Source organism: Haloquadratum walsbyi J07HQW2 (assembly GCF_000415985.1).
Taxonomy (GTDB): domain Archaea; phylum Halobacteriota; class Halobacteria; order Halobacteriales; family Haloferacaceae; genus Haloquadratum; species Haloquadratum walsbyi_B.
The window spans coordinates 77725-103000 of the sequence record NZ_KE356561.1 but is presented as its reverse complement, the minus strand read 5'-3'; the positions used below and the strand labels follow the sequence as shown (position 1 = coordinate 103000).

The window sequence follows — 25276 nt, the reverse complement described above, 5'->3', positions numbered from 1 at the left end:
TCTACCAATGCGTGTCAAGAATATGGATTAGAACCTTGCTTAGAATTTGATGTTAATGAATCACGGATACTAAATTAAAGAAACATATTTGTGTGAACACTGAATATATCATATTAATGAAACATTCGTACATCTTATGTTTTCTGCTGACACTTGTGGTATTTACAGGGACTATTACCGTAGCAACTGATAATACATCAGCAGCGATCGATGACGCATCTACGTTTGAGAGCTTCTCAGAGTCAGATATACGATTGAAGACGGTCGATATTTCACATACAACAAATGAGTTAGATGATCCTGGGGTTACTGAGGTATATGTACAATTAGATGGAGTGTATGAGTTAGGCAGATATCCACACATAGTCCCTGTTTCTGTCACCGTTGAGTCAGCAGGAATTGAGTCATCAACAGTTATGCGATTGTATCCAACAGAGTCAGCAAAGTCAGTGTCTGATTACAATGGTGAAGCAAAGTTTGTCCTTCAGTATCAAACTGAAGGTCCACATAATCTTGATGTGACAGCTTCTATTCTTCAGACAGACCAAGTGTTTGAAGCCAATCGGCTTACTGTCCCAGTAACAGGTACTGCAGATGAAAGGAGTGTTATCAGTAGTGGAGAAATTCAGTCTGAGTCTGTCTCTGAAGCAGCTCGGTCTATACAGGTTCCAACACAGTATCGATCAACTATCGACGCTGAGCGATATCTTGAGTCAAGTGAGCTTCCACCGGGAGAGCGGTCTGTTGTGAGAGAGTTTTCGAACATTCAAGATATCAGAGCTGGTTCAACGACAGTTCTCTCAAATGGAGATAATCCAGTTAATATAACAACATCTACAAATTCGATTTCAGCAAGTCCGTCACAAACGCTTGTTGTTCAGTACACCCCAACAGGAGAAGATATTAGCTTAACACCACTGAAAGGTAGTAATACTCCGGTTGGTGAAGTATACACACTTCCATCAAATCCAGCTGGATTTGCTGAATGTCATACGAGTGATACAGGAAATTCTATTATCTGTATTTACAGACTTAGTAAGCGTGGATCAGATAATATTAATGTAAATAATGAGCTTATTCTTCGATATAGTACTAAATCACCTGATGCATTTAAGATTCAATGTCAGCAAATAATCTCTGGAGGTATTGAACCAACTGAAACGGTTTGTGGAATGGGCTCTGATGGATTTGTCACAGGTGTTCCTGATCCAATTAATGCTCCTGAAGAGGATCGTTCAGGAATACCTCCCGTTGCACTTCCAGGGGGACCATATCAAGTTGGATTTGAGCGAAGTGAGAGTAGTCCAACAATTCAATCAATTGGAATCCACACACAGAAATTAATCACTGCACCGAATGATAAATGGAATAAAATCTCTGATTCAACCGGAGAGGCATCGACTGAGACGTTTGAAGTAACAATTCGAAATACTCCACGGGAGAACTCAGTAACAGCTGACGAGCGATCAAATGCATGGCAGTTACTCAAGAAGCAATATGGAACACGATCAGGGTGGGCGTTATCAGACGTTAGTGTTGATAATAAGGTTGGAACTGAAGTAACCTACACTCTTAGTAAAGATACCCTCCCAGAGGGCTCTGGATGGGAACAAGTAAGTTCTAGAGACGGTGTTCGACAAGTGCTTGTCCAGGAAGATGCAAATACAGCAGAATTCCCCAGTTATAATGGACCGGCAGATATTCCTGGATTAAACGATAGGGAGGGGACTTCGTGGGTTGTAGATTACTCTGTAGAACCAACGACAATTGCAATTGTCAGTGCAACAAATGTGTCTACAGCCGGATCTCCTGGACCTGGTTGGAACAGAGTTGATGATAATCTCGGGGTTGAAACAAATAAAACTGGAGACACGAAGACTGTCGCCAAGTTAGTTGATAAGCTTGATATTACAGTTGATAACGATTTCCGAATTTACTACGCTGAGGGAGACTATGAATACGTCCAATCAACGATTAATAAGATAGAAAAAGTTGGTTACAAGCAGATAACCACACGAACATATTACACGTATACAAGCCCAGACTATGCGTCGCTTCATAAGTATAAAAGATCAATTTATGATGTAGTTGTTACGTTTGAACGTTCTGTTGAGGGGACACAGCCGATGTACATGTATGAAGGACCGAAGTATATCTCTACATATACATATAATCCGGAATCGATTACATTCAATGGTCAGGATTCTTTCGATCCAGATGATGAAATTGAATCGTATAAATGGGAAACACAAAATGAGGTGTATAAAGAAGACAAAATCAACGGAGACACAAATCAAATTAAAGCAGAATATGAAGCGATTGCTGAATCACCAGAACCGTTCAAAAACGAGTTTCACACACTGTATGTCACTGATACAGAGGGAAATATCGATGATTGTACATTTGAGGTGACAAAACAACTCGGTGGGAAGACATCATCACTTCAGCCACAGATTACAGACATACGTGTGAATGGTCCTGTTGATGTTCGAACAGAACGAATTGAGATCCTCATAGATTCTGAAGGGCAGGTAAACAAGGATTGGACGTTTAGAGCTTCTATAGTTAACGATGGTGTCGTTGAATATAAAACAAGAATCGATCAGATAGAGCATATCGCAGGTGAAAACGAAACCTTCCGATTACTCGTGTCTCCAGATTCAGACAATTTCAATGATGCACTTGGACTTTCCGCTGATGATCAAGCGATTGAACACACCGTAGTCATTTCAGCAACTGCATCAGGAGACACGACGGGCTGTGACACATATGTTACATCAGATCAAACGACAGTTGAGTTATACACAATTGAATGTAGCGCACCACATATTAACGCTGGAACAGACTGTCCTGTGGATGGATACATTACATCTGAAAAACCATATCCGGTGGTAGATTATGACTGGGCAGCACGAGACAGCGATAAAGATGGAATCATAAATGGAAATGATATCTGTCCATATTATATTGGTGATTGTAAAAATGATCCTAAAGACGAATTAGAGTGGACAGAATCAAATACTGATTTGTATACAGTAAATAACAACGGACGTATTATTCTCTCTCTTAATAATCTTGGAGATTTTTATCGATCGTGCACATTCGAAGAAGGAGAAACAACTATTCGATGTAACTCTCTATCAGGACTCATTGACGATAATGAGCTAATAAGATCACCACCGGACAGTCAACTCTCAACTGTAACAAGCTCTCCATATTCATCAATCATTCCAGCAAATAGGCTTTTCTTATCTCCAGCTATAATTGAAGAAGAGACAACTGAGGGACAATCCTTCGACGAAAATCTTCTTATCTATTATGATTTTGAAAAGTATGAAGGATCAACAGTTGCTGACCGAACTGATTCAGTAAAAATTGATGCAACGGTAAAATCAAGTGGAAATTGTGGGACCGTAAGTAAGATAGTTGATTCAATTCCGGTTGTCGGTCGGCTCGTCGATTGTGAAGTACAGACAAAATTAGCCGATGAATTCATTCGCACACAAGAGAGTCGATTTGGAGGAGGCTCAAATGGATTAAATTCGGTATTTGAATTCCCAGAATCAACAGTTCATATGACATCCGTTGCAGACTCAGTCAATAAAGATAGTTTCAATAAAGAGTTGGGTAACGCCGATGTCGTGACGATTAAATATAGACTTCGGACAATTGACACAGTACAAAAACCACGTGGACCTGTCATCGCTGCTGGAACCAAAGGGTTAGATGGGAATATCGAGACTGTTCACAGGCAACAGCTTAAGAGTAAAGTAAATCTGTTCTCTTCTGAAACCGATTCACGACCAGAGTGTCTTGAAGATGTAGAAACCGACATTCCGTGTGCTCCGACTGTTGGAGCAGGAGTTCCATCAATCTCACCAGGAGTGTCTGAGACGCTCAAAACACGGCATTTGATTCAAAGTATTGATTCCACAGGAGAGATAATTAACACAGAAAAAGATAGTTTCTCCGTGAGTCCAACGGTTATAATCACAGATGAGCGAACACTGCGATTAGATAAACCAGGAAGTGAATGGATGTGCATCACAACAGTTGTAGATGCTGATGAGCTTATCTATACACAGGCATACCCGCAGACGGATCCATCAGATACTGATTCAGATAATCGATTAATTGAGGGTGTGAAACTATTATTGACAAACATCGATGAAACTGCTCGAGTTGAGGATCCAGATGATGTAGCTAACAGTATTAATTCAGCTCAATTCTCAAAGCTCGGCACAGGATCATCGCTTCACACGCCAGTGGATCTTCTTACGATTGGCATGCAAACAGATGACTCTCTAACAGTTCCAAAATATCTTCAAGGAGCACAAGTAGATGATATTCAAGTATACGCTGGATTCCCAGACGATGACTCACGAAGCAGTGGATTTGATTGCAATCCAAACGTCTCGGTCGAGGAGTTGGATACGCTACAGCAAGGACGTCTGTTTGAGGATGAACAGACGATTGGACACGTTCAGATGCTTGAAGATCCAACAGTTTTAGACTCACATGAACTTATATTTCAAGGAGATATTCTCAACGATGGACGTATTGAAGCAACAGTACTAGCAGTAAATAAAACGGCTTCGACAACATATGATATGATTGATCAATCAGATCCAATGGCATTTATTAGAGAATATGATTCAGTGAGTCAAAGTATTCAATCAACAGATAAACGACCAATCACAGGACTCAGTGCAAAAGCAGATGTATATGCATTAGCTGTTAAATTCCAGGATGTCGAATCTATGCAAACAGATGTCGAGCATTTTAGTGTGCGAAATGTATCTGATCCACCGGTAGTTCTTCCAGAATTTGGTCCAACTGCAAGAAACCCGTCAGTTGAAACATCCGAAAACTCGAGAGCAAAAACACCAATCTCCATCATTGGATCATCATCTGCAGGTTCATACGATGATACAACAGTCCCAGTTGTGGAGCATCAATATTCATTTGGTGACGGGATCTCTGAGACAGTATCCGTATCTGATGTTGAGGGAGGAACTCGTTCAACAGTTTCTCATCAGTATCAATGTGCCGGACAATACACTGTTCAAATGACTGCAATCGATGAACGTGGAAACACCGATACAAATTCAACAGTGCTCACAATCGACGATATTGGACTCACTGTTGATACAACAAGATCAGTGTACACAGGCGATGCTGAGGAGTCAATTCAGTTCGATGCATCATCATCATCAGGTGGAGATATCATATCGTATGAATGGACGTTCCCTGATGGAACTGTTCGAACTGGTGAAGTTGTCTCACATATGTTTGAGGAACCAGGAGAGTATACGGTTGATCTCCGTGTTGAAAATAACGGCTGTAATGTTGTGTTCAGGCAGATTGATGTAATTGTTGAAACTGTTGAACCACCAATCACTGTTGCAGGTGATGGACGAAGCTATGGAACTCATGATTCTTGCTCTACGAGGAATCGAAATGATGACATTAGGTGGATTGAGGTGAATACGCAAGAAACAGATCAGCTAACCATTTCAGTGAAATATAATTCAAGAAATACAGGGTCGTACACGCAACGTGACGGAGTGAATATTAAATTATGGTACCACGATGAAACTGCAGGACGTTTTACTGAAATTGCATCATATATTGACGATCCAACTAACGTTGGACGGAACCAGATATACATGTACACTTGGACTGTTCCATCACAATACTTTGGAAATGGTGAAGGATATATCAGAGCAGGAATTGAAGATCGAGCTTCAAGCAGTGATGAAATTAGTGGCACATGCGCAAGTGGGGCTCGATCATCGCATTATGACAACGCTGATCAGCGAATCAATCTTAATAGATAATAACTGCACGATCTTCAGAGATGTATTGTAGCAGTGATGTGTCAGAACTATCTACCTGCTTAATTTGACCGTGACTTTGATTATGATTTGTTGTCGTCTGATTGTTCGGTGATGAGTGCATTTCCGACCGAACTGTGTCTCATACGAGCAGGAAGTAGAGGAAATCGAGACAGTCGAAGGGTCGTGGCTTGGCGTAGACAATCTTGCGACCTGTTGTGATTGGTGAGGTCGATCATTCATCGTGGGTGGATGATACCTCAGGTCTCAAAATCGCCGTCATAACAGTAAGATTGCTTACTATCAATCAAGGATAAGCAAGGTATCGACGGTACGACTCAGCGTATCGAGAAGCTTCATCAAGAACGTCGATACGCCATCAACGACTACCTCAACAAGATCGTCCGACTATTACCAATTACTGTATCGAACACCGTATTGACACTGCGTACGTCAGTGATGGGAAAGATGGAAACCAGAACGTAAATCTTGGTAATAAGACGGCTCAGAACTTCGTCCAAACTCAGCTCGGTAAGCTCAAGCAAAAACTCAAGCACAACCTCGAAGCCAGAAGGCTTCCATTTGAATTAGTGCCTGAATCTCACACGTCGAAATGCTCTTTTTACGACGACGAATCCGTAGAGCATCACGGAGAGTATATTGGTGAAAGGGTGGAACGTGGATTGTTAACTGGGACTCAATATAATGCTGACTTGACATCCTCCCCGCGCTGAAGCGCGAGGATTCCCACGGCACCGCACCGCTGAGTTGGGACATTGTGGTTTACGATCTAACCCGTTCTTGAGGTGCAAACGCACCAGTCTCCTTGTCAAACAGGAACGTCGATGGCTGTACCAACCAGCCGTTACTCCTATTCACCGACAGATTCGGTGAACTCGGAGATACTTTCTGTCGAATGTTCTCAGCACCGTTTACATCCCCGTTCGCCACTGTACCGCACGTATCGCAGACGTACAACCCGCGTTCAACGCGGTTCCCATCCCGCTTGCGGCTGCAACACGAACACGACTTCGACTTCGACGTATTGCGCTCAGACTCCTGCTCAACCGTGATGCCTTCCGTCTCTACTTTGTAGGTGAGCAGCTTCGTGAACCGGTCAAACGCCCACGAGTGGAGATCGAGGTTTTCCATGCCTACCCCAGTTTTTGCCTCATCGGTCTTCTCATCCACACGGATGTCGGAGAGATTGCCGACCACGATAGTTCCAACGCCCTCCTCAACACACCGTTCAACAATGTGCTTCGAGAGCGCGTGGAAGTAGTGAGTGCGGCGCTCCGACTTCTTCTGGTTCAGCCGGGTGGCTTGCTCAGAGTGTGAGTCGTCACACCGAGCAATCCGTTTGCTGAAGTAATAGTCGTCCTGTTTCAAGCAATTGAGCGGGTACAGCTCGCTGTGACCGTCCTCGTAGGCGAGCGTGGCAAAATTTTTAATACCGAGATCAACACCGACGGTCTTCTCGCCGGGCGACTCAGATACCTCAATCTCCACTTGACAGACGAAGCGAAGTTCCCATTCGTCGCCTGTCCACACTGCTTTCACTTGCTGGACGGCCTCTACAGTGGAGAGGTCAACGTCGGGGCGAGTGTGGAATGTACAGAGGATGAAGTCCGACCAATAGTTCTTGAGGTTGGCGCCTTGAGAGAGCCGGACGCGGTTGTACTGGGTATCGAGTTTGAAGCCAGCGGCTTTGAACGTCACCGTGCTCCGTGGGTGTTCGTCACCACTTACGTTTGCGGTAGCCGGGCGGGTTCGCTCTCACGTCTCCGTTGCGTCGTTTGCCGTACCACCCACGGAACGCTTCAGCGAGAGCGAGTTCTTGAAGCACTCGCTGACTTGACTGCGAATGCAGGTCATCGTAGCGCTCGTGATTCTTGAGGTACGCGGTGAGTTCGGTGTGGTTCGGGATGTGACCGATTTCACCCCAGATGCGACTACACGTCCACCGTCCGACGTTCCAGAGTTTCGAGGCTGCGAACCCAAGGGCATCAAGATCGTCGGACACCCGTGACTGATTCCGAATGGAAGCAGTATAGGTGCGCGTGACAACCTGTTTTGCCATACGTATCGTATCGTATCTATCGTTCTGACAGTATTCCTAGTTAATGGTATGGGATGGGTATTGCCACAGCGTGGAATATCCTGCCGTGTTATCAGGCGGTGGACTGTGGACTGTGGAGGGTTCGTCGGATTCATTCCCGCGCTGAAGCGCGAGGCTTTCTCCTCGATTCTCCGTAAACAGATTCTCCACCGTTTGGTGAGTCAACAGCGATTGGAAGTGGCGTAGGAGTCTCAGGTCGATCAGAATCCGTTACAGCAAGATCTACACATCTATCTGTTCCAGTTATTTTTTCGTTCGCCCTTGTATCGTCCTCATATTTCACATACAGCTGCTGAACGTTGCCACTGATTATCTACCATATCTCGAAATCTTAGAAGCATCCATTGTCTAATTTTATCATGGACAATACAGTTGTCCAACGCCTTGGTTCTCTATCAGGTCAGCAGACGCTTGCCCTGACACTTGCTGGGGGAATCGCCATTGGAACGCTACTATTCATGACGACCACATTGTTCATTGAGCCACTAATAGAGTTATTTCAAACTAGAGGCCCTCCTGTCGGTGCTGGACCACCACCAGAGGCAAATGCACCAGCAAACGCTGGTCCACACAGAGCGGCGGCTCATCGGGGACCGCTTAGCAGTTTGTTACTTGCCATTTCAGGGCTTATTGGCACTGTTGTTGTCGCCTCCTTGATGATAATATATCAGACAACGACATTCGCGACTAATGTAAACACAGATGAAACACAATCAGATGATGACCCCCTGATGACGCTTCGTAAACGATATGCATCCGGTGAAATCGATGATGATGAATTTAAACGGCGTGTCAATCGGATCAGTGATATGGAGAGAGACAGTTGATAGATGCAGACGTAGGCAAACTATCAGGTGAATTCAATGCACAGACGTTGGATCAAAATACCAATCATTGATCGACTGTTAGAGATTTCAGAAGGGTTTGCAGAATCTGACTCATCGGGTGAGATTATTCTATCCATTGTATTCTACTTTGATACTATATATAAGATATTTGACTACTAAACAATCAAGAATGCAAATAGCCCTATTCCCGAGAGAATGAGTGCAAACTTGATACCCTTGAGGGGGTCATTGTTCGCCATTGTTGATCCGACAATTCCTGAGGTTACTCCAAGAGCCATTGCTATATGTAGCAATATAAGATTAATCTCTTGACGTATTCCAGTGTTTATCCCTCCAAGCGTATCTAGCTCGCCACTCCCTGTTTGAAACGCTGAATCTCCAAGCATTTGGATAAACATTATTTCAAGGGAGACAATGATGCAAACTGAAATGAAGTATGAGACAAAGATCACAACAATCTGCATATATGATTGTTTCACTCGTTCAGCATCTAATTCAGCCATGAGTTTTAGATCTTTAGCAGCTATCTCAAGCACGGCTTGAATGTCTCCGGTCAGTTTGTTTGCTTTTGTGACAAGTTTGATTGTTCGTGAAAGTCGAGAGACTTCAATGTCATTAGCGAATCGAATAAGCGCTCTTTCAAATGAGTTTGTCCATCGACTCTCATTGATAGCTACCTGCAATTTTGAGGAAAGATAGTCTGTTGAATTGTTTGCTACGACGTCAAATGAGTCACTAAGCATTAATCCTCGACTATTTGCCTCAGCAGCGGTGCTAAATGCTTCAGGGATACGTCGAAGAACCACTCTCTTGTTGCGTTGTTGCAGCTCATAGAGAATAACAAAAGGTATCATTGCGATGAGACCTGGAATGTACAGTAAGTACAACGAGTTCGTCTCTGGATTTTGGATGAATGCTGAGTGAGTTAATTCAGCAATCGTATTCTCTTGTAAAAATACTACAGCAACAATTGCTGCTGGAATTGTAAAAATAAATGTGTATACCGGACGCTCAATGATTATTTTATATGAATCGACTAACCCTTGTTTGAGCCATTTTCGTAGCTTCTGTTTTCTGTATTGACTGTATCGTTCATCCGCGTTAGCAGCCTCTAAGTCGTATGAATTTTCTATGAAAATATGGTCATCTGTATTATCTAGTTTTGAGACAGATTCTGTTTGAGATTCAGAGATAATCCAAACAATTGCGATGAAAACTCCTCCACCGAGTGGAATTACCAAATATGCTAGTGCATATAGGATATTGGCATTTGATGCTCCAAGAAAGAGCATTACGACATTAATCACTAAGACAAAGATAGGTGATGCGACGAACAGTACAATATATACTTCACTCATTACTTCAAGCTGATCGAGGATTTGTTTTTGTTCTTCTTTGGATTCTTCAATATACGTTTCTGATCTATTCAAAAAGAACGTATCCATGTCTGATCCAGTATCAATGATATTAATCAGATCTTCAAGGAACTCACTCAACTTTGCAGACGGGGTGATGTCTATTTCGTTTTTAATAGCGCTACGCAGGTCATTTGTTGAGTAATGAGTGCTGTTTGCAATCCCTTGAAATTCAACAGAAACCTGTCCATAGGTGTCTTCTGCTTCTGCTACAGTCTTAATAACATCTATAATGGTAACACCGCCACGAGACATTGCATACATGAATGTCGTCGCAAATGGGAGATTAATATTTATTTTTCGCTTTCGCTCGTTTGCGATGTACACGGGGTAGAGAATGAAGCCTAAAAAGGTAGTCATAAATCCACCTAAACCAAATATGAGAAACGAAATTAACCCAACCACAACAACTGGTTTTATTGATACGGCAGTCGATACTGTCTCCATGCCGGAGATCCCTTCAAATAAGTACACAGCATAATTTTGTATGATCAATGGAACGGTAATTGATAACAGAGTCCCAACGATCAGGCTAAAAATACTATAGAATAAAACTCGAGACAGATAGACATCGTGGCTCAGCGGAATCCGTGCTTGATTAAGTTTTCTTTGGAAATCACTATATGAGTCTTTATTCCCAATAAATAGTTGTCCAAACAGCGCATACGCATGTTTATCAATACTTGCCTCTAAAAGTGACTGAGTAAAGCTTAGATCGGTTAGTGTGTCATTGAGTTGTTGTGTCTTTTTGAGTTGTGACTTCATTTGCTGTTTTTTGATCGTTTAACCCCTTGTCTAAGTAATTCTAGTAGTATTTTTGTATCAATTTCAGTTGAGTTGTTATCCTGTGTTGTCTGATCAGAATCTGTCTCTGATACAGCTGTAGATTGATTCTTATCGGTCAATTGTTCTGACCTTATGTCGTTATTTGAACTAACTGGATCAAGTTTGGCTTTATCAGGATCGGGGATTAGTGGATTTTGTAATGGATCCTCATATGAAAGCGTATTATACTCTAATTTTGTGTCTTGTCCTAAGGCTTTGCGAATGGATGAAAACATTGTATTGTATATGCTGTTTGTGTCCTCCTCGTCAGGTTTCTCAGTAGCGTTATTCTCACGTGATTGTGTGATTAGCTCTTTGGTATTAGTAAAATTACTCGTTTCATCGTCAAGTTGATCTGTTATGATTAATTCATAGATTCCCTCAATATCAAGAATAAACGCTCGAATTAAGTCGGATGCCGTCTCATAGTCAGTAATATCATTAGTTACTAAGTATTCTAATAGCTCCTTTCGAGCATCAAGTTGCCATTGTAATTCAGTATCTGACCAGGCTCGCTGAGATTGGATCTGTTTGAGCAAGTCTGAATCACTATATTGTTTAAATGAGTCAGATTCTGCAGTCCATTCGAAAATATTCTTTGTTTGTAATGTATTATTTTCTGCGTCGACATTACCAATTTCAGCTAATACTTTATTTCGTCGAACTCTTGTATTTCCAATGTGGGTCTGTGTCTGAACGCACATGATGTCTAATGAACTCATCATTTGACGAGGGACATTGATTGGCGCGTTTTCAAGCCGGTAAATCGCTGAAGAAACAGAATCTGCGTGCATTGTAGAGTAAGTGGTGTGACCGGTGCTCATCGCCTGAAATAATGTTATTGCTTCTTCACCACGAATCTCACCAACAATCAAATATTCTGGTCGTTGACGCAATGCTGACTCAAGTAACGTGTACATATTAATTTCTCCAACATTCTCGCTGCCAAATGAATCACGAGTAATCGATTTTACCCAGTTATTGTGTCGAAGTGAAATCTCACGCGTATCTTCAATTGTAATTGTTTTTGATCTTGGCGGAATGAACAATGAAATTGCATTCATCGAAGTTGTTTTGCCACTTGCGGTTCCACCAGAGAAAATCAGTGACTTATTATTTTCAATTGCAAGCCACAGATATGCCATTTGTTCCAGTGAGAAGGTGTTTGTTTTGATCAAGTCAACTGGCGTGAATGGAGTATCTGAGAACTGTCGAATTGTGAAGTTACTACCATCACCAGTTACTTCATCAGACAATGTTGCTTGCAGTCGAGACCCGTCAGGGAGTGCTCCCTCAAGCAATGGATCAGAGATGGAAATATGTTTTTCAGCATACTGTGCTAATGTTCGAACGAACTGATCGAGCTCATTACCATCATACACAACATTGGTCATCAGGTCTTGATACTCTGAGTGATAAATAAATAGTGGAATGTTTGATGCATTGCATGATATATCTTCAATATTCGGATCTTCCATCAGTGGGGTAAGTTTTCCATAATATGAGAAATCACGAACAATATAATACAGAATATTTTCGATTTCAGTTTCACCTAGCATTGTTACTGAATCTCTTCCGAACAATGATCGAACAGAATCAACTATTCGGTTGTTAGTTACAACATATGTAGACAAAATATTGTATGCTTTTTGTCTGATGACATTTGGAAGCAGATCTTGATCAATCTGCAAGAAATCATGATATTTCAATGCATCAACGAGTTTACTTGCCACTTCTGATCGAATTAATTCCTCAAAATCTGTTAATTCTGGTTCACACACTCGGTATAGATATTCATTATTCAGATCGGATTTGAGAATCGTTACATAAGAATATTTATTCACGTCATACTCTTCAACAACAGTCATATCTTCAAATTGCGTTGAAGATATTGTCTCTGAATTTATTTGAACGTCATCAAAAACATCGCTAGTACTCTGAGACATAATTAATATAGTTCATACATATAATAAATACAAATAAATCTATCTACCGTTCAGAGTGTAATATAGTATAACAAATCTAATTAATACTCCACCGTGGATTCAATTGTTCAAAGATTCTTGAGACAATGCACAGGTGACACCAATTACTGAGTAGAAAGATAGTTGAGTTAATTCAGTAAATTGCTTTCAGTATGACAAGTTATTCACACCAGACTACATAGGTGTGAGCTATCTCAAGGACAAGCCCCGATTCGGTTAGAGCCGTCTGCCCCATCGAGAGGCTGACAATGAACATCGACAGAGCAAATCCTGACTGACGGTTCATACCGTCTGTTGTGGGTCAACATATATGATTATCGACGCTGGAGTAGTAAGCTAGAAATACCCTGATCAGCGCATATTCAGGATTCAGTCTCTCGTTATATGATGGTCATCCAAAATAGGAGATAGTTTTATGATGGAATCTTCCTGTGTTTCTGCTGGCAATGACGCAGAAAACTGAAACCATTGATATTGAATCGTTATTTGAGAACATATGTGACCGAGTTGATTATATCGCTGAGGTGTACGTTGCACACTTGCCGTCCGCCTCAGAAGTAGCACAACTACATATCACAGTCCATACTGGTGACGCAGATTCGAGAGAGGAGTATCTTGATGTGACGACTGCTGACAAGGTGATGATCGATATTGGCGATGCAGAACCACACTTACTCCCGTTTGATGTGATGGCAACGATTGGCTTGGCAGGACATCTGCAAGGCATCGAGGGAACGACGGTATATGTGGCTGATAATATCTGGGGAGCAGAAGCTCGTGATCTAGACGTTGGGTTATCAATACTCCGACAGAAGCTGGCTGGCACGTGTCCATCCTGTGGTGGCACGGTAGAAGAATCGTTCAGTGACCATTACAGGGACAATCGTACGTGTCAAGAACTAGAGCAGGTATGAGACTGCATTTCTTGGGGTTTTGATCCTGAGATTGTGAGGGACTCGAGACACCCCCGACGTTGGATGGCGTGTGCCACTCTCTCAGTGAGAAGATCGGAAATGGTTTTCATTGCAGACATAGTAATATTTTGACATATTTGAACTGAAGCCGAATAGTATCAGTTATTTATCCCTCGTCAGCCCCGCTATAGTAATCTAACAACGCCTCAAGGAGCAAATATTCGCCTTGTCCCGACGGATACTGCGTATCAATATATTCCTCAGCAGTCTTAATTTCCCCGCGTCGAGCGTGCCGACGGACAGCAATCGCAGATTGGTAAAACGGACTCTTCGCTGACTGGTCAGCAGTGTATGTCTCCGCATTTCGCTGAGTGGCTTCGGAAAAATCATCGTAGTTGAGCATCTCTGGGTCGTAGTCTGGCTTTAATTGTTCTAATAGTGATTCTGTCGCAAATCGGTAGAATTTCGACTTATCATCAAATATGCCTTCATCTACCATTTCTTCGACGGATTCAACAATCGAATCGGAGTATCGAACTGTTTCTTGTACCATCTTTTCCACTATTATTCTACTGATATGTAGTATCACCGCTGTAATATCACCAGTCTGATAAGAGTACACGCATACCCAAACTGCTCATTACTCGATGGTAACAGCCAGTGAGTGACTGGGAAGATGCCTCCTCTGTGGAGAGTTAGCTGACGAGCGACGGACAGTACATATCACAACGAATATCCAGATCCAGAGAGATTGGACCAGCAATGGCAATAGACAATCCTGAACGATTTGAGGCACTGTTAGCGATTGCTGATACTCTTAGTAATGGAGAGACCCATCAAAACTGTTTTGTACGATTTCAACAGGGATACGAACTAGCCAACTATGTAGTGACGTACATCGTTGAGAAAACTGTCGAACCACCGGTCGAAGAAATGTCTGAAATTCGCGAAGTTGAGCAGAAAATGGACTATGCGTTCAACGAGCACGGTATTCGACGCGAAATATCCAGGAAATGTACCTATAGGGTAGATGTCACTGGCATGGCTGTAGAGTTTACTAAACTATCTATGTGGCTTGAAATGCTGGCTGCTGACCGGTAACTTGCGTTTCTTGACCATCATTTCAAACAGGGAAACTCGATTACGGTTCACACCACATTTCCGCTGTAAATATTTAGTTGGAAACTGGTGTGCTGTCGATAGATCTAGTTGGATGGTTGAATACTCTTAGATGACCGTCTTGTGACCCATGCGACCACTGGTGGCACACACTGACTCACATATATTTATTCCTTCGTCCGGAGAACATATGTACTCCACTTTCGGTCTTAATTCCCGATGATCATGCGGTTAACCGAAAATAAAATGTGCAATATGTGCATAAAGTAGAGTGACCGGTGAGTCTGATGGCAAAAAAGCGAGTCAATATCACGCTCGATCCAGATATCCACTCTGAAGCCAAAGAGCTGGGATTAAATATCTCAGGTGTCAGCGAGAGGGCTTTGAGACAGTACGTTTAAGCTCTCACCAGCGATGAAGAGGTTGTTTTGTCATTGTCTGCGTCAGACTCACCCATCGATGACGACCGTGAGCAGCAAGCGTCGGAGCCGTCACGAGAGTATGCTGATGCCTCCGTTGATAAGATCATTGCTGACTATGAACAGTACGGCAAAACGGTTCTTAACCGGAGTCAATCGACGCTCGATCAGCATACCCGATACGTTGGTCGACTGCTTCGTCATGCTGAGAAACCACCTGCAGCTATCAGGGAAATGGATATTATCGCGTATATTGAATCAGAGCAGCCAATCAGCGATGCTAAACACAAGAACATCCTTTCTGCCGCCCGGGTTTTCTTCCGTGAGTTCGTCGATACCGAGGCTGCCAGCAGCTTCAAGATCCCAAATATCAGCCCGAATCCAACGTCTGTCCCGACCAAAGATGAGTTACAGACGTTCTACGACGCTATCGATACCCGCCGATATCAGGCGGTCTTCCTGATGTATGCGACCTCGGGGTTACGATCCGCTGAGTTGGTGCAGCTCACACTGAATGATATCACTGAAGAGGATCGGATGCTGATCCCCGACAAGGAATCTGAGAGCAAGCAAACGTGGGTGTCCTTCTACAACGAGGAGGCAGAAGCGGCGTTTGCGGCATACAAACCCCACCCCACCGAAAACATGGTGATGATCGGTTGTTCCAGGTGAGCAAACCCGCTGTACTCAAGATGTTCCAGAGGACTTCCGAGGAGTCTGGTGTGAAGATCACCCCACAGCTACTCCGCCGGTGGTTTGCCTCTGAGATGGCTACCCTTGGCATCGACTCAAGCTACATCGATGCCTTTGCTGGTCGAGTTCCTGAATCTGTCTTGGAGAAACACTACCTCGATTACTCTCCTCGTAAGTTGAAGCAGATCTACGATGATGCTGGCCTCACGGTTCTTGACTGAGACCGACCAGCGAATAATTTATGTTTTATGACCTCATACCACATAATAGATGGTAGATGCGCTGGAGCTGAACCGTGCTGTCCCCGGTGGTCGGGTTGAGATATTTGCCGTTCCGGATGAAGACTACCCCGGAGACTGGGGACATACTCCGATATGACAACGCACATGATGCAGATGACATCGGATGGCACCACCGACACATCAATTTCGGCACGGACTCCGACATTAATTTCCAGAGTATCACTGCTCATGCTGCTCGATTTCTCCAAGAAGTCAATCATCTAACTAGCATCGAAAACACAGACCATGACTAATTCAATCGACAACGGTTGGCCTGACAAGTACAGCGATCCCCGTGATCGTCCTTACCCAGCTCTCCTTCGTGTAACTGTTGAGAGCTTTGAGACCATGCAAGAGGACACCCTTGACGCCGGAGAGAAGATTGCTGACGGGGAATCACAACCAGCTGTGGTCTCGTTCGCTACTGTTGGCAACCTACGCAAAATCCTCACAAATCGCCGAATCGAACTGTTACAGTACCTCATCGATATCGACGGTGCGGCTGAAAGCATTACCGCAGTAGCCAACGAGCTTGAACGAGACTATCGCACGGTTCACGACGATGTCAGCCTCCTCGCCGATCATGGTCTTCTGTTCATCATCGACGAAGGCCAGTCAAAACGCCCGTATGTCCCATACGAGCGGATTCATCTTGATGTGGAGCTTGCTGGACTCTCGGCTGGAGAAAATTCTGCTCTTGCCTAACGTATATTTTGACATGTCTATTTATGTTGCTCAAACCCGAGTTTAGAAGCAACCTCGTCTGTGGATAGGAACTCCTCATCATCAAGTTCACCTAACCCGACCCGGATGCGCGGTCAGCGATTACAGCGCGCTCATCGGGTAGCATATCCTCCTCTGGGTCTCTATCCACACGATCTGGATTTGACATACACTTAATTAAGGTGATTAGTCATATGAATCCTCACGTCGCATCTTTCCATTATATCTTCAATTCTGTTCTGGATCGATCCCTATATCTCGAAGTTCCGAATTGTCTGGAGACTCACCTTCTCCGTAATATCCTTCGAGTGCTTCATCGAGGTTTCTGAGGGCTTCCTGTCGAGTTTTTCCTTGGCTCGTGACACCCGTCTCTTCATCGCTTGCTACCCACCACTCGTCGTCGTAATTGAGCGTGATGGTTGTCCCAATTGGGGGATCTTGATTGGTGTCAGATTCTGTGCTCATATCGATTGATTGCGTGACTGGGAGAATAAGAATTTGGTTGTCACCCTCTCTATTAATGTCGTAGGATTCATACGAATATTCGATGGCGCGAGATCAGACCCGACCGATGACCGACGAAGATATTCAGACGCTCCGAGAGGATATCGAAGAGGTGCGGAAAGAGGTACGCAAAGACCTTGCAGCTGATTTTGGTGGCGATCCTGAAGACTATCGAGTCGGCAACTCTATTTCAGTCGTGTCTGAACGCTTCCTTGACTTCGTCGAGGGTTGCAAAATCAAGAGATAAGAGATTTTATATCTTCAACAGCTTTGTCAATATTCTCCTGAATCTTCTGTTCTGAGTTTGAATCATCACAATTTGTATCGCTCATTATGTTAATTTCCATAGCGTTTGTGGGCTTCATCGATTGGAAGAATCTCACGAACCCGAACCTCGCTTGCATCATCATGGATGGTATAAAATGCCGTATAGCTCCGCCCGATATGGAGCCGATACATTTCTCGACCATCTACAGGAAGTTTTTCTCGATCCCCACCCCCTGATCCGGGACGGGGATATGGATCATCCGCTAGCTGTTTGAGATTATCTCGGACAATCCGATTGGTCTTCTCACCGGCGTCAGCCAGAAATTCGCGTGGTTGATTCCCCAACAAGACAGTGAAACCCACGGTTATATCTCATCGAGCGGCACGAAATCGTCGTCATCAGTTCGTTCGAGTAACTCTCGTCGGTTTTCCATTTGCTTGGCCTCGATCAGTTCTTTCACAACATCATCCCACGTCTCTCCTGCTCCTTTGAGTTCGCCCAGGTCTTCGAAGGTTCCCTCACGGAGAGGAATCCGCTTTGTGGCCTTTGACATATTTACAAGATTGCACGCTCACCTTTTAACTCTTATTCTGGTGGATGGCCCCGATCATAACTGCACAGACATTATCAGAAATATGGTTGTTTCTTCTTAATCCGGCACGATTCGTACAGCCCAATCGAGTAGCTACGTGAGCGCGGCTAGCCCGTACAGTGAGATGGTAGCATGAGTGGCAATATCGTCGAGAAATCCAGTGCCGTCTTCTTCGCCGCCGTGATGGTCATTTCGATGGTGGCCATCGGTGGCTTTGCTGGGACGGCGGCGGCAGCCAACAATGACGGGCTCAGTAGCGTCAACTCTGTTACGGCCCCGGACATTGAGCCTGAACAGAACGATGTGGCTGTTACATACGATGTTCAGTACACACATGAAACAAATGGAGATGAAGAAGACATATCAGTCGATCTTTCTCAAACTGTAGACGGGGCTGCATCGATAGATTCAGTCTCCAACCTCCGACTGACCAGTGGTGATACTGGTGAGGTAACAGTGGGCAGCCTCACATCTTCGGGGAGCCCAACAGACACTGTTACGTTTACCTCAACAGACGATGCTGGTGCTGCTAATGACCAAGTTACGGTGTCGTTTGACGTAACATACGATACCACCGGTCAGGCTACCGAAGGCAGTGGTACTAACACCATCACGGCGTCGGACCAATCTGCAACACATCAAACGGCTACAGACACTAGTGGTTTCGTTGACTCACAGATTATCTTCAACTCTGCTCAAACAAATAATGCAGATTCATCTGGACAGGTCGATGAGATTCAACTAACGTTCTCTGAAGAAGTTGATGATACTGCAACCGGACTTGATACGAGTCTCATTACCTCCATTGGTACAGGCAGTGTCGACAGCGTCTCGACTGGTGCGAGCGCCAATGATGAGCAGTTGGTAGTGGGTGTTTCTGGTGTTGGTGGCACTGGCAGCAATCCAACTATAACTGTTGATCAGTCTGCTATCGTGGATAAATCCGGAACCACGGGAGTTGGTACCCGACAGCAAACGGCGATAGACGCATTAGCGCCGTTCATTACATCTGCACGGCAATCTGCAGCCAGCGAGATCACGGTGACGTTCTCCGAAGAAGTTGAAGACGGGGGCGACGGTGGTCTTGACGCATCTGACCTGACATTTGTTGATAATAATGGTCAACGTGCTACGTCGATAACCGGAGCAACTTTCTCAGCAGACTCAACGTCAGGCACGTTTTCCACAGATAGCGATATTGCTAGTGATGATATTAATACCGATCAGATAGAGGTTAATACCGGTGATGTTGATCCAGTTGAGTCTGGCAGTAATACTGGAACACCAGATCAGGCTGCACTACAAAGCACTACCCTGTTACAGAATCCGTCTGGATTCGACCTCCAGGGCGACAGCAACAACGAGATTAGCACGGACATCGGTGGCAGCGCTACGCAAAATCTCCGTGCTGGCAGCGCCGCACAGGAACTTGACCTGATTCGCGTCAGAGACGTCTCGGGCGGCGGTAGTCCGCTATCCGCACGGACGATCTTCGAGATGCCGGATGGCGTCACGATCAACGAATCCGCAACGGACCTGCTCGTGACGACGACGAGCGGCAACCTCGACATAACGATAACGGGGTCGCAGATCGTCGACGAGAACACGCTCCGCATCAATCACAGCGGTTCCTCGGTGAACGGCGAAATCCTGCGTGTGAGCGGCGTCTCCGTTGACGTGGCTTCGGACGTCCCCGCTTCCCAGGGTGGCGTGGCCAGCGACATCAACGTGGACTTCGCGACCGGCAACCTGGATACTGCGCTAGTGACGGCGGAGAAACCGCAGATCCAGACTGGCGCGACGCAGGATATCAGTGCTGGTGGGAATGATCAAGATGCAACCAGCCTGAGCCCGATTGTAGTTCAGACTGGAACCAACGTTGACGGTCAGATCGCCAACCAGACTGACATCGTTATCAACGCTAACGCCAGCAACGGCGTCACGTTCAACACGGATACCGATCCGACAACGCTGACGGCAGTGACAACCGGCAACACCGAAGTCGACATCTCGTCGGCAACGCTGACTGAAGATGCGCTTACCATTCCGGTGACGGCGCACTTCGACGCCGGCGACTCGGTTTCCATTGATGCTACGGCGGGCGATACGCTAGACGTTGACGCGACCGGTAATGCCGAAGACGCGAAGCTTTCGGCAACGGTCGTCGCTAACGGCACGACCGGTGATGTAACAACGCAGTCCTCCAGCAATAACCCGGACATCAACATCCAAAAGCCGGAGATCGACATTGGCAACGGTGATGCTAATGATCCGGCAGGTCAAGCGGTCATTGGCGCTAGTGCCACCGATACGAACGATAACTTCGTTAACATCGTCGGTGGCGCAGCAGATCGGATTGACGTCAACTTCCAGACGAACAATCCGCTCAGGTCAGGCTCTGATATAGTCATCCAGACGAACCGGAGCGATGTTACATTCGTAACCGGTGCGTCGACAGGGACTACCGTGGCTAATAACGACGACCAGACGTTTGATGCAGAAGTCACCACAGGTGTCCCGAGCGTCACCAACATCAACATTAACATTAACCAGAATGAGATTGTGGTTACTCTCAATAATCCACAGAATATCGGGAATAATGACGTTCTCTCCCTGAACGAACCGCCGGTGAGTGTCGCCTCCTCGGTGCCTGACGAGACTTCTGTGGCTGTGGGTATCGTCGTGGAAACGAGCCCCTCGTCGGGGACCACGGTGACTACAACGAGTAACAACACTGATCCGGAGAACGACTTCTTTGAACTCGAACGCCCTGACGTGTTGCTGAATAACGACAATAATGCAACGGTCGACATCGACGCTGACGGTGAAAGTCAGTTCGTTGATCTGGACATAGCTGCCAATAACGCGGGCGCTGAAACCGACAACGCGCTGGTTATCGACGCTGAAGACGTCAACGATCAGATCGACACCGATACGACCGTATCAGTCGAACTCGAAGACAATACTGGCGTGACGTTCGACCAGTCCGTCACCGCTACTAACGATGGGACGACAGGTCTCAGTAACGGCGACGATGGGACGACATCGATTGACGCTGAGTTTGCCACAGTCAGTAACGTCCAGTACAGCCAGGGTCAGTTGTCATTCGATGTCGATGCAGTATCACAAACAGGTGCTGGTGAAATCACGATTGACCAGCTGTTCCTCAATGTGACGTCGGGTGCGTCCAACGCGGATGTGACGGTCACGACGACGACCGTCAGCGGAAACGACGTCACCACGAATGCGAACACGATTGTCGAATCGAACGAGGTCAACCCGTCCAATGTCTTCGCCGACGCGAACGTTGGGGAAGATCCGGCCGACGCTGATGTTGGTCCGAACAGAGATGGCAGCAACGGTGGAGACTTCGGCGGAATTGGCACTGGTGAAGCAGTTGACGAGTCCACTACTGACGATAATCCCACTGTTGATGAGACAATCACCGGCTCGGTCTTTATCCAAGACGGAGCAGCCGGCAATGCCTTCGGTGGGGCAAGCGTCAATCTTGAACTCGCCCAGCAGCCTGATGGCTCGGAAGGGGCATCGTTCAATACGACGGCGCTGACGACGAATTCCAACGGTCTTGCCAATTACGAATTCACGATCGGCGACACTGACGGCACCTACGTCATCAACGCTTCGACTGATAGCGGCTCGACCAACATCACTTACGAGGCGGTGCCCGGTCAGGCTGCTGACGTGACTGTCACGCCAATTGAGAACGCAATCGCTGGCGATGGCACTGAGATTGGACAGGCTGCCTTCTTTGTCAATGCAACCGACGCTAACGGGAATTCAATTCAGGCAACCCCTACTGTTAGTCTGACTGCGGACAACGTTGGTACAACCGAAGTCGCTGAGTTCTCAGATGCGTCGCCAGCCGGTTCGCGTGCTAGCGTGAATGCTGCAGGTGAAACTGGTGACCTCTCCGACGGTGATGCGCAGTTCGATATTGACGCCGATGGATCGTCTGTTGTTGAAGTTAACACCGATACGGTACAGAATGTCACACTTACTGTCACTCTGAACCAAAACAGTGACTCTGGTACAGTGAGATTCTTCGAGAATGTCGGTCAGGTTGACCTCACAGTTAGTCACTGTCGATATATTCTTGTATTGTATTTGAATGCTATATAATAATGTTTGTCGATAGTTCAATAAAGCGTACTCAGGGGTCTGTAATTCCTATCGGATTTATACTAGTATTAGGGATCATCGTCATTACTTCAACTGTTCTTTCATCAACAGCAGTTCCGGCGATCAATGAGAGTCGCGAATTGCAATCCCACACAGAATTTCGTGAAGACATAGCCACTATTCCAACAACAGTTACACAGGTCGTTGCAACAGATGTCTCTCGACAATTAAACGTTGGAAAAACAGTGTCGTATTTTCTGACCAGTAGAAGTTTGATACAGCACGTATCAGTCATATCGGATCAAAATTATACTATATCAAACGTACAAACTACGGATGGAGGTACACTTTTAGTTACAAATGATCATTCGATACTGAAGTTTTCTCGAGATTATAATTATATTGGAAAGTCTCAAATATTTACAGTTGAGCGATCAAATATATTATCAGAACAAGACGAACCTCTCGCTGGATCGGAAAATGCAATACTTCAGAATAAAATTCAACTGATTGATCAAAGAAATATTTCAATTATCTCCTTGTCGTCAAACACACAGGTACATGAAAATCCACCGACATTAATTTCACTCTCACGTGCAGATACAGACTCACACACTGTAACAAATAGTTCAAACTCACTCGTTGCACTAACCTTTCCAACAAGGATTTCAGAAAATGATTGGAGAGATGAACTCTCAGCTGAGCTCTCAACAAACGGAGGATATATCAACTCAATAACGTACACAACACAGCCCGATTCTGTTGTTAATACTGTTGAGATAAAACTAGTGCAGAATGAGATATATTACATCAAAACAACAACGGTCGATATTCGATAATTGTTTGTCCAAGATTATAGCTCAAATATGTATGTTATTATTCTAAGAGATTTCTTATGTCATATACTAATAAGCGTAGCTTCGTGTGTTGCATAAGACGTAATGGTTTTTATACATCGTAAATAAGGTAACTATACTTACATTTACTGAACTGGTAAGCCATGCTAACAATGTTGTTAGTGCCGAAATCGGTATCGGTGTTAGTGAGCATCGAAAAAGACACCACTACACCCTCTCAACGAACATAAACTTGTGTAGAAATGAAGTGTAGTTGTATTAGTATAGTTCAGTTAGATCATAGACTGGCTTTTCTAACGCTATTTTTACTTACTCTCTTACATACGTCCCCAATTCGCCACTAACAACATTGTTAGTGGGTATACCGCATTATATAATTAAGTTTATGAATGGTATATACGCCGCTCACAGGGGCAAATCGGAATTATTAGCAATTCTGACCCAATAACAACTTTCTCTGATATCTCAGGAATATATTGATAAAATTCTTGCATTTATGAATTAACTATTGTCAACAAATAATCTAGTCGTATCAATATTAAGTTTAAATCAGATTCAGTTGTATTTTTATAGGATAAATTATATGATAGATGGCATGAATATTTTCACATGAATTCAGAAGCTGAATTGACACGAAGATCACTAATATTAGGTTCTGTTGCTGGGATTACTTCGTTAAGTGGGTGTCTGACCGATGCATTTAATCATGCTATAGGTAGTTCAAGAAATATCAATATCAAAAGTCAGGTCTTTTCAGACGTGATAGTAAAAGAAGCTCCTAACAGTTGGGGACCGTTAACTGAAATGACGTGCATTGTATCCCCCTTGCTTGAATCAAAATTAGGAATCACACGAGCGGCAAATATTCGAGTTAATCGACCTCGGTCAGCATATGATCCATTAATGTCTGTTGCTCCGTATACAGTGACGCTTGGTGATTATGTTAATGAACAAGAACATGATGGTCAAACTATCTGGATGACACAAGAGGGTATGGATCAAATTCATGTATCTACTGGATGGCTTGTTTCAGTTAATCGAGTTGTTGCGACATCATCAGTCTCCAATATTAAATCAGCTCAACAAAAGAACGAATGTATTGAGCAGGTAACGGGAGATGGATCTGAATCTCGACCATTATTTATCGCTGCGAATGGCGGGAGTTATGCACCAAACACAGGTTCACAAGCAATTCAATGTGCAAGTGATACATCAACAACAGCGTGGGTTCGTCGAGGATACAGTAATCCGTCAGACTCAACATGGATGACATCTTCAGCCGATATTCATCCATCATCATATCCACAACTAGCGAAGCTGTCTGAGTATGATCATCCGTACGATGCTGATAGACTTGCTGAAACCGTTCAGTTTGAGTTAGTAATTGAATTTGCGACGCAGAATATAGATGGAATAAAGATTGGTGGATTAGCTCAACAGTCACGAAAAGAGTTGCTGAGAGATGCAATTCAAGAAAACGTTGGATCACAGATATCAGTTGAAGTCGATTCTGTTGGCACGGACCCATTAACATTAGCAAATCGACTAAGTGAGGATTCACAACATGGATTGTATATTTCTCAATCTGATGCTGTATTGAAAAACCATTGGGAAACCGTCGTTTCGGGAGTTTTAGCGTATCTTCAAATAGAAGATTGATTGGTCTGTTTTCGGTTTAATGTGTCGATAAGCCAACTTTTGAACGGTGGATATCCGCTTTGAGGTGTTATTTATTTT

Annotated in this window: 19 protein-coding genes and 1 pseudogene; 13 read left to right on the top strand and 7 right to left on the bottom strand. The window is 44.5% G+C overall.

Annotated elements, in window-relative coordinates; translation table 11 throughout:
- Positions 1–116: 116 nt before the first annotated feature.
- The gene (locus J07HQW2_RS00580) at positions 117–5840 is read left to right on the top strand and encodes a PKD domain-containing protein (RefSeq protein WP_021053203.1); all 5724 of its coding nucleotides are present in this window, start codon (positions 117–119) and stop codon (positions 5838–5840) included.
- Positions 5841–6620: 780 nt separating this feature from the next.
- On the opposite strand, the pseudogene J07HQW2_RS00575 reads toward J07HQW2_RS00580, so the two are convergent.
- Positions 6621–7917, bottom strand: a pseudogene (locus tag J07HQW2_RS00575) (RNA-guided endonuclease TnpB family protein).
- Between the two features lie 398 nt (positions 7918–8315).
- On the opposite strand from J07HQW2_RS00575, the gene J07HQW2_RS00565 reads away from it, so the two are divergent.
- Entirely contained in the window at positions 8316–8783 is a 468-nt protein-coding gene (locus J07HQW2_RS00565; protein WP_021053199.1) for an SHOCT domain-containing protein, read from the top strand.
- Positions 8784–8959: 176 nt separating this feature from the next.
- Here the strand turns inward: J07HQW2_RS00565 and J07HQW2_RS00560 are convergent, their stop codons facing one another.
- Both J07HQW2_RS00560 and J07HQW2_RS00555 read right to left on the bottom strand, forming a co-directional pair.
- A complete protein-coding gene (locus J07HQW2_RS00560; RefSeq protein WP_021053197.1) occupies positions 8960–10984 on the bottom strand; it encodes a type II secretion system F family protein in 2025 nt (674 codons plus the stop codon).
- A complete protein-coding gene (locus J07HQW2_RS00555) occupies positions 10981–12990 on the bottom strand; it encodes a type II/IV secretion system ATPase subunit (RefSeq protein WP_021053196.1) in 2010 nt (669 codons plus the stop codon). Before J07HQW2_RS00555 ends, J07HQW2_RS00560 begins: the two co-directional genes overlap by 4 nt.
- Before the next feature lie 485 nt (positions 12991–13475).
- Between J07HQW2_RS00555 and J07HQW2_RS00550 the strand changes: the two genes are divergently transcribed.
- The gene (locus tag J07HQW2_RS00550) at positions 13476–13943 is read left to right on the top strand and encodes a hypothetical protein (RefSeq protein ID WP_021053195.1); all 468 of its coding nucleotides are present in this window, start codon (positions 13476–13478) and stop codon (positions 13941–13943) included.
- 166 nt (positions 13944–14109) lie between these two features.
- On the opposite strand, the gene J07HQW2_RS00545 is transcribed toward J07HQW2_RS00550, so the two are convergent.
- Entirely contained in the window at positions 14110–14496 is a 387-nt protein-coding gene (locus J07HQW2_RS00545; RefSeq protein WP_021053194.1) for a hypothetical protein, read from the bottom strand.
- 209 nt (positions 14497–14705) lie between these two features.
- Here J07HQW2_RS00545 and J07HQW2_RS00540 point away from each other — a divergent pair, with 209 nt between their 5' ends.
- The 6 genes from J07HQW2_RS00540 to J07HQW2_RS00520 all read left to right on the top strand — a co-directional run bounded on the left by J07HQW2_RS00540 (position 14706) and on the right by J07HQW2_RS00520 (position 17160).
- Positions 14706–15044, top strand: coding sequence for a hypothetical protein (locus J07HQW2_RS00540; RefSeq protein ID WP_021053193.1), 339 nt, complete (start codon positions 14706–14708; stop codon positions 15042–15044).
- A gap of 305 nt (positions 15045–15349) precedes the next feature.
- Positions 15350–15463: a type II toxin-antitoxin system CcdA family antitoxin gene (locus J07HQW2_RS19705; protein ID WP_394324599.1), complete on the top strand. Its 114-nt coding sequence runs from the start codon at positions 15350–15352 to the stop codon at positions 15461–15463.
- A gap of 27 nt (positions 15464–15490) precedes the next feature.
- The gene (locus J07HQW2_RS00535; protein WP_021053192.1) at positions 15491–16153 is read left to right on the top strand and encodes a tyrosine-type recombinase/integrase; all 663 of its coding nucleotides are present in this window, start codon (positions 15491–15493) and stop codon (positions 16151–16153) included.
- A gap of 20 nt (positions 16154–16173) precedes the next feature.
- Positions 16174–16395, top strand: a complete 222-nt coding sequence (locus J07HQW2_RS00530) for an integrase (protein ID WP_021053191.1) — start codon at positions 16174–16176, stop codon at positions 16393–16395.
- Positions 16396–16511: 116 nt separating this feature from the next.
- Positions 16512–16709: a DUF6516 family protein gene (locus J07HQW2_RS00525; RefSeq protein ID WP_021053189.1), complete on the top strand. Its 198-nt coding sequence runs from the start codon at positions 16512–16514 to the stop codon at positions 16707–16709.
- Entirely contained in the window at positions 16702–17160 is a 459-nt protein-coding gene (locus J07HQW2_RS00520) for an HVO_A0114 family putative DNA-binding protein (protein WP_021053188.1), read from the top strand. Before J07HQW2_RS00525 ends, J07HQW2_RS00520 begins: the two co-directional genes overlap by 8 nt.
- 246 nt (positions 17161–17406) lie before the next feature.
- On the opposite strand, the gene J07HQW2_RS00515 is transcribed toward J07HQW2_RS00520, so the two are convergent.
- On the bottom strand, positions 17407–17643 hold the full coding sequence (locus J07HQW2_RS00515) for a type II toxin-antitoxin system HicB family antitoxin (RefSeq protein WP_021053186.1): 237 nt from the start codon (positions 17641–17643) through the stop codon (positions 17407–17409).
- An 82-nt stretch (positions 17644–17725) separates the two neighbouring features.
- On the opposite strand from J07HQW2_RS00515, the gene J07HQW2_RS00510 reads away from it, so the two are divergent.
- Positions 17726–17929, top strand: coding sequence for a hypothetical protein (locus J07HQW2_RS00510; RefSeq protein ID WP_021053185.1), 204 nt, complete (start codon positions 17726–17728; stop codon positions 17927–17929).
- Between the two features lie 89 nt (positions 17930–18018).
- Here J07HQW2_RS00510 and J07HQW2_RS00505 read toward each other — a convergent pair whose 3' ends face one another.
- Entirely contained in the window at positions 18019–18312 is a 294-nt protein-coding gene (locus J07HQW2_RS00505) for a type II toxin-antitoxin system RelE/ParE family toxin (RefSeq protein ID WP_021053183.1), read from the bottom strand.
- Positions 18313–18314: 2 nt separating this feature from the next.
- The gene (locus tag J07HQW2_RS00500) at positions 18315–18503 is read right to left on the bottom strand and encodes an antitoxin VapB family protein (protein ID WP_021053182.1); all 189 of its coding nucleotides are present in this window, start codon (positions 18501–18503) and stop codon (positions 18315–18317) included.
- 171 nt (positions 18504–18674) lie between these two features.
- Between J07HQW2_RS00500 and J07HQW2_RS00495 the strand changes: the two genes are divergently transcribed.
- From J07HQW2_RS00495 to J07HQW2_RS00485, 3 genes are all read left to right on the top strand, one after another.
- Entirely contained in the window at positions 18675–22682 is a 4008-nt protein-coding gene (locus tag J07HQW2_RS00495) for a beta strand repeat-containing protein (RefSeq protein ID WP_021053181.1), read from the top strand.
- A 2-nt stretch (positions 22683–22684) separates the two neighbouring features.
- The gene (locus J07HQW2_RS00490) at positions 22685–23521 is read left to right on the top strand and encodes a hypothetical protein (RefSeq protein WP_021053180.1); all 837 of its coding nucleotides are present in this window, start codon (positions 22685–22687) and stop codon (positions 23519–23521) included.
- Between the two features lie 627 nt (positions 23522–24148).
- Entirely contained in the window at positions 24149–25198 is a 1050-nt protein-coding gene (locus J07HQW2_RS00485; RefSeq protein WP_021053179.1) for a hypothetical protein, read from the top strand.
- The last annotated feature ends 78 nt before the right edge of the window (positions 25199–25276 follow it).

Coding starts and splice junctions, on each gene's coding strand:
- J07HQW2_RS00580 (WP_021053203.1), top strand. CDS start 117: ATGAAACATTCGTACATCTTATGTTTTCTGCTGACACTTGTGGTATTT.
- J07HQW2_RS00565 (WP_021053199.1), top strand. CDS start 8,316: ATGGACAATACAGTTGTCCAACGCCTTGGTTCTCTATCAGGTCAGCAG.
- J07HQW2_RS00560 (WP_021053197.1), bottom strand. CDS start 10,984: ATGAAGTCACAACTCAAAAAGACACAACAACTCAATGACACACTAACC.
- J07HQW2_RS00555 (WP_021053196.1), bottom strand. CDS start 12,990: ATGTCTCAGAGTACTAGCGATGTTTTTGATGACGTTCAAATAAATTCA.
- J07HQW2_RS00550 (WP_021053195.1), top strand. CDS start 13,476: ATGACGCAGAAAACTGAAACCATTGATATTGAATCGTTATTTGAGAAC.
- J07HQW2_RS00545 (WP_021053194.1), bottom strand. CDS start 14,496: ATGGTACAAGAAACAGTTCGATACTCCGATTCGATTGTTGAATCCGTC.
- J07HQW2_RS00540 (WP_021053193.1), top strand. CDS start 14,706: ATGGCAATAGACAATCCTGAACGATTTGAGGCACTGTTAGCGATTGCT.
- J07HQW2_RS19705 (WP_394324599.1), top strand. CDS start 15,350: ATGGCAAAAAAGCGAGTCAATATCACGCTCGATCCAGATATCCACTCT.
- J07HQW2_RS00530 (WP_021053191.1), top strand. CDS start 16,174: ATGTTCCAGAGGACTTCCGAGGAGTCTGGTGTGAAGATCACCCCACAG.
- J07HQW2_RS00525 (WP_021053189.1), top strand. CDS start 16,512: ATGAAGACTACCCCGGAGACTGGGGACATACTCCGATATGACAACGCA.
- J07HQW2_RS00520 (WP_021053188.1), top strand. CDS start 16,702: ATGACTAATTCAATCGACAACGGTTGGCCTGACAAGTACAGCGATCCC.
- J07HQW2_RS00515 (WP_021053186.1), bottom strand. CDS start 17,643: ATGAGCACAGAATCTGACACCAATCAAGATCCCCCAATTGGGACAACC.
- J07HQW2_RS00510 (WP_021053185.1), top strand. CDS start 17,726: ATGGCGCGAGATCAGACCCGACCGATGACCGACGAAGATATTCAGACG.
- J07HQW2_RS00500 (WP_021053182.1), bottom strand. CDS start 18,503: ATGTCAAAGGCCACAAAGCGGATTCCTCTCCGTGAGGGAACCTTCGAA.
- J07HQW2_RS00495 (WP_021053181.1), top strand. CDS start 18,675: ATGAGTGGCAATATCGTCGAGAAATCCAGTGCCGTCTTCTTCGCCGCC.
- J07HQW2_RS00490 (WP_021053180.1), top strand. CDS start 22,685: ATGTTTGTCGATAGTTCAATAAAGCGTACTCAGGGGTCTGTAATTCCT.
- J07HQW2_RS00485 (WP_021053179.1), top strand. CDS start 24,149: ATGAATTCAGAAGCTGAATTGACACGAAGATCACTAATATTAGGTTCT.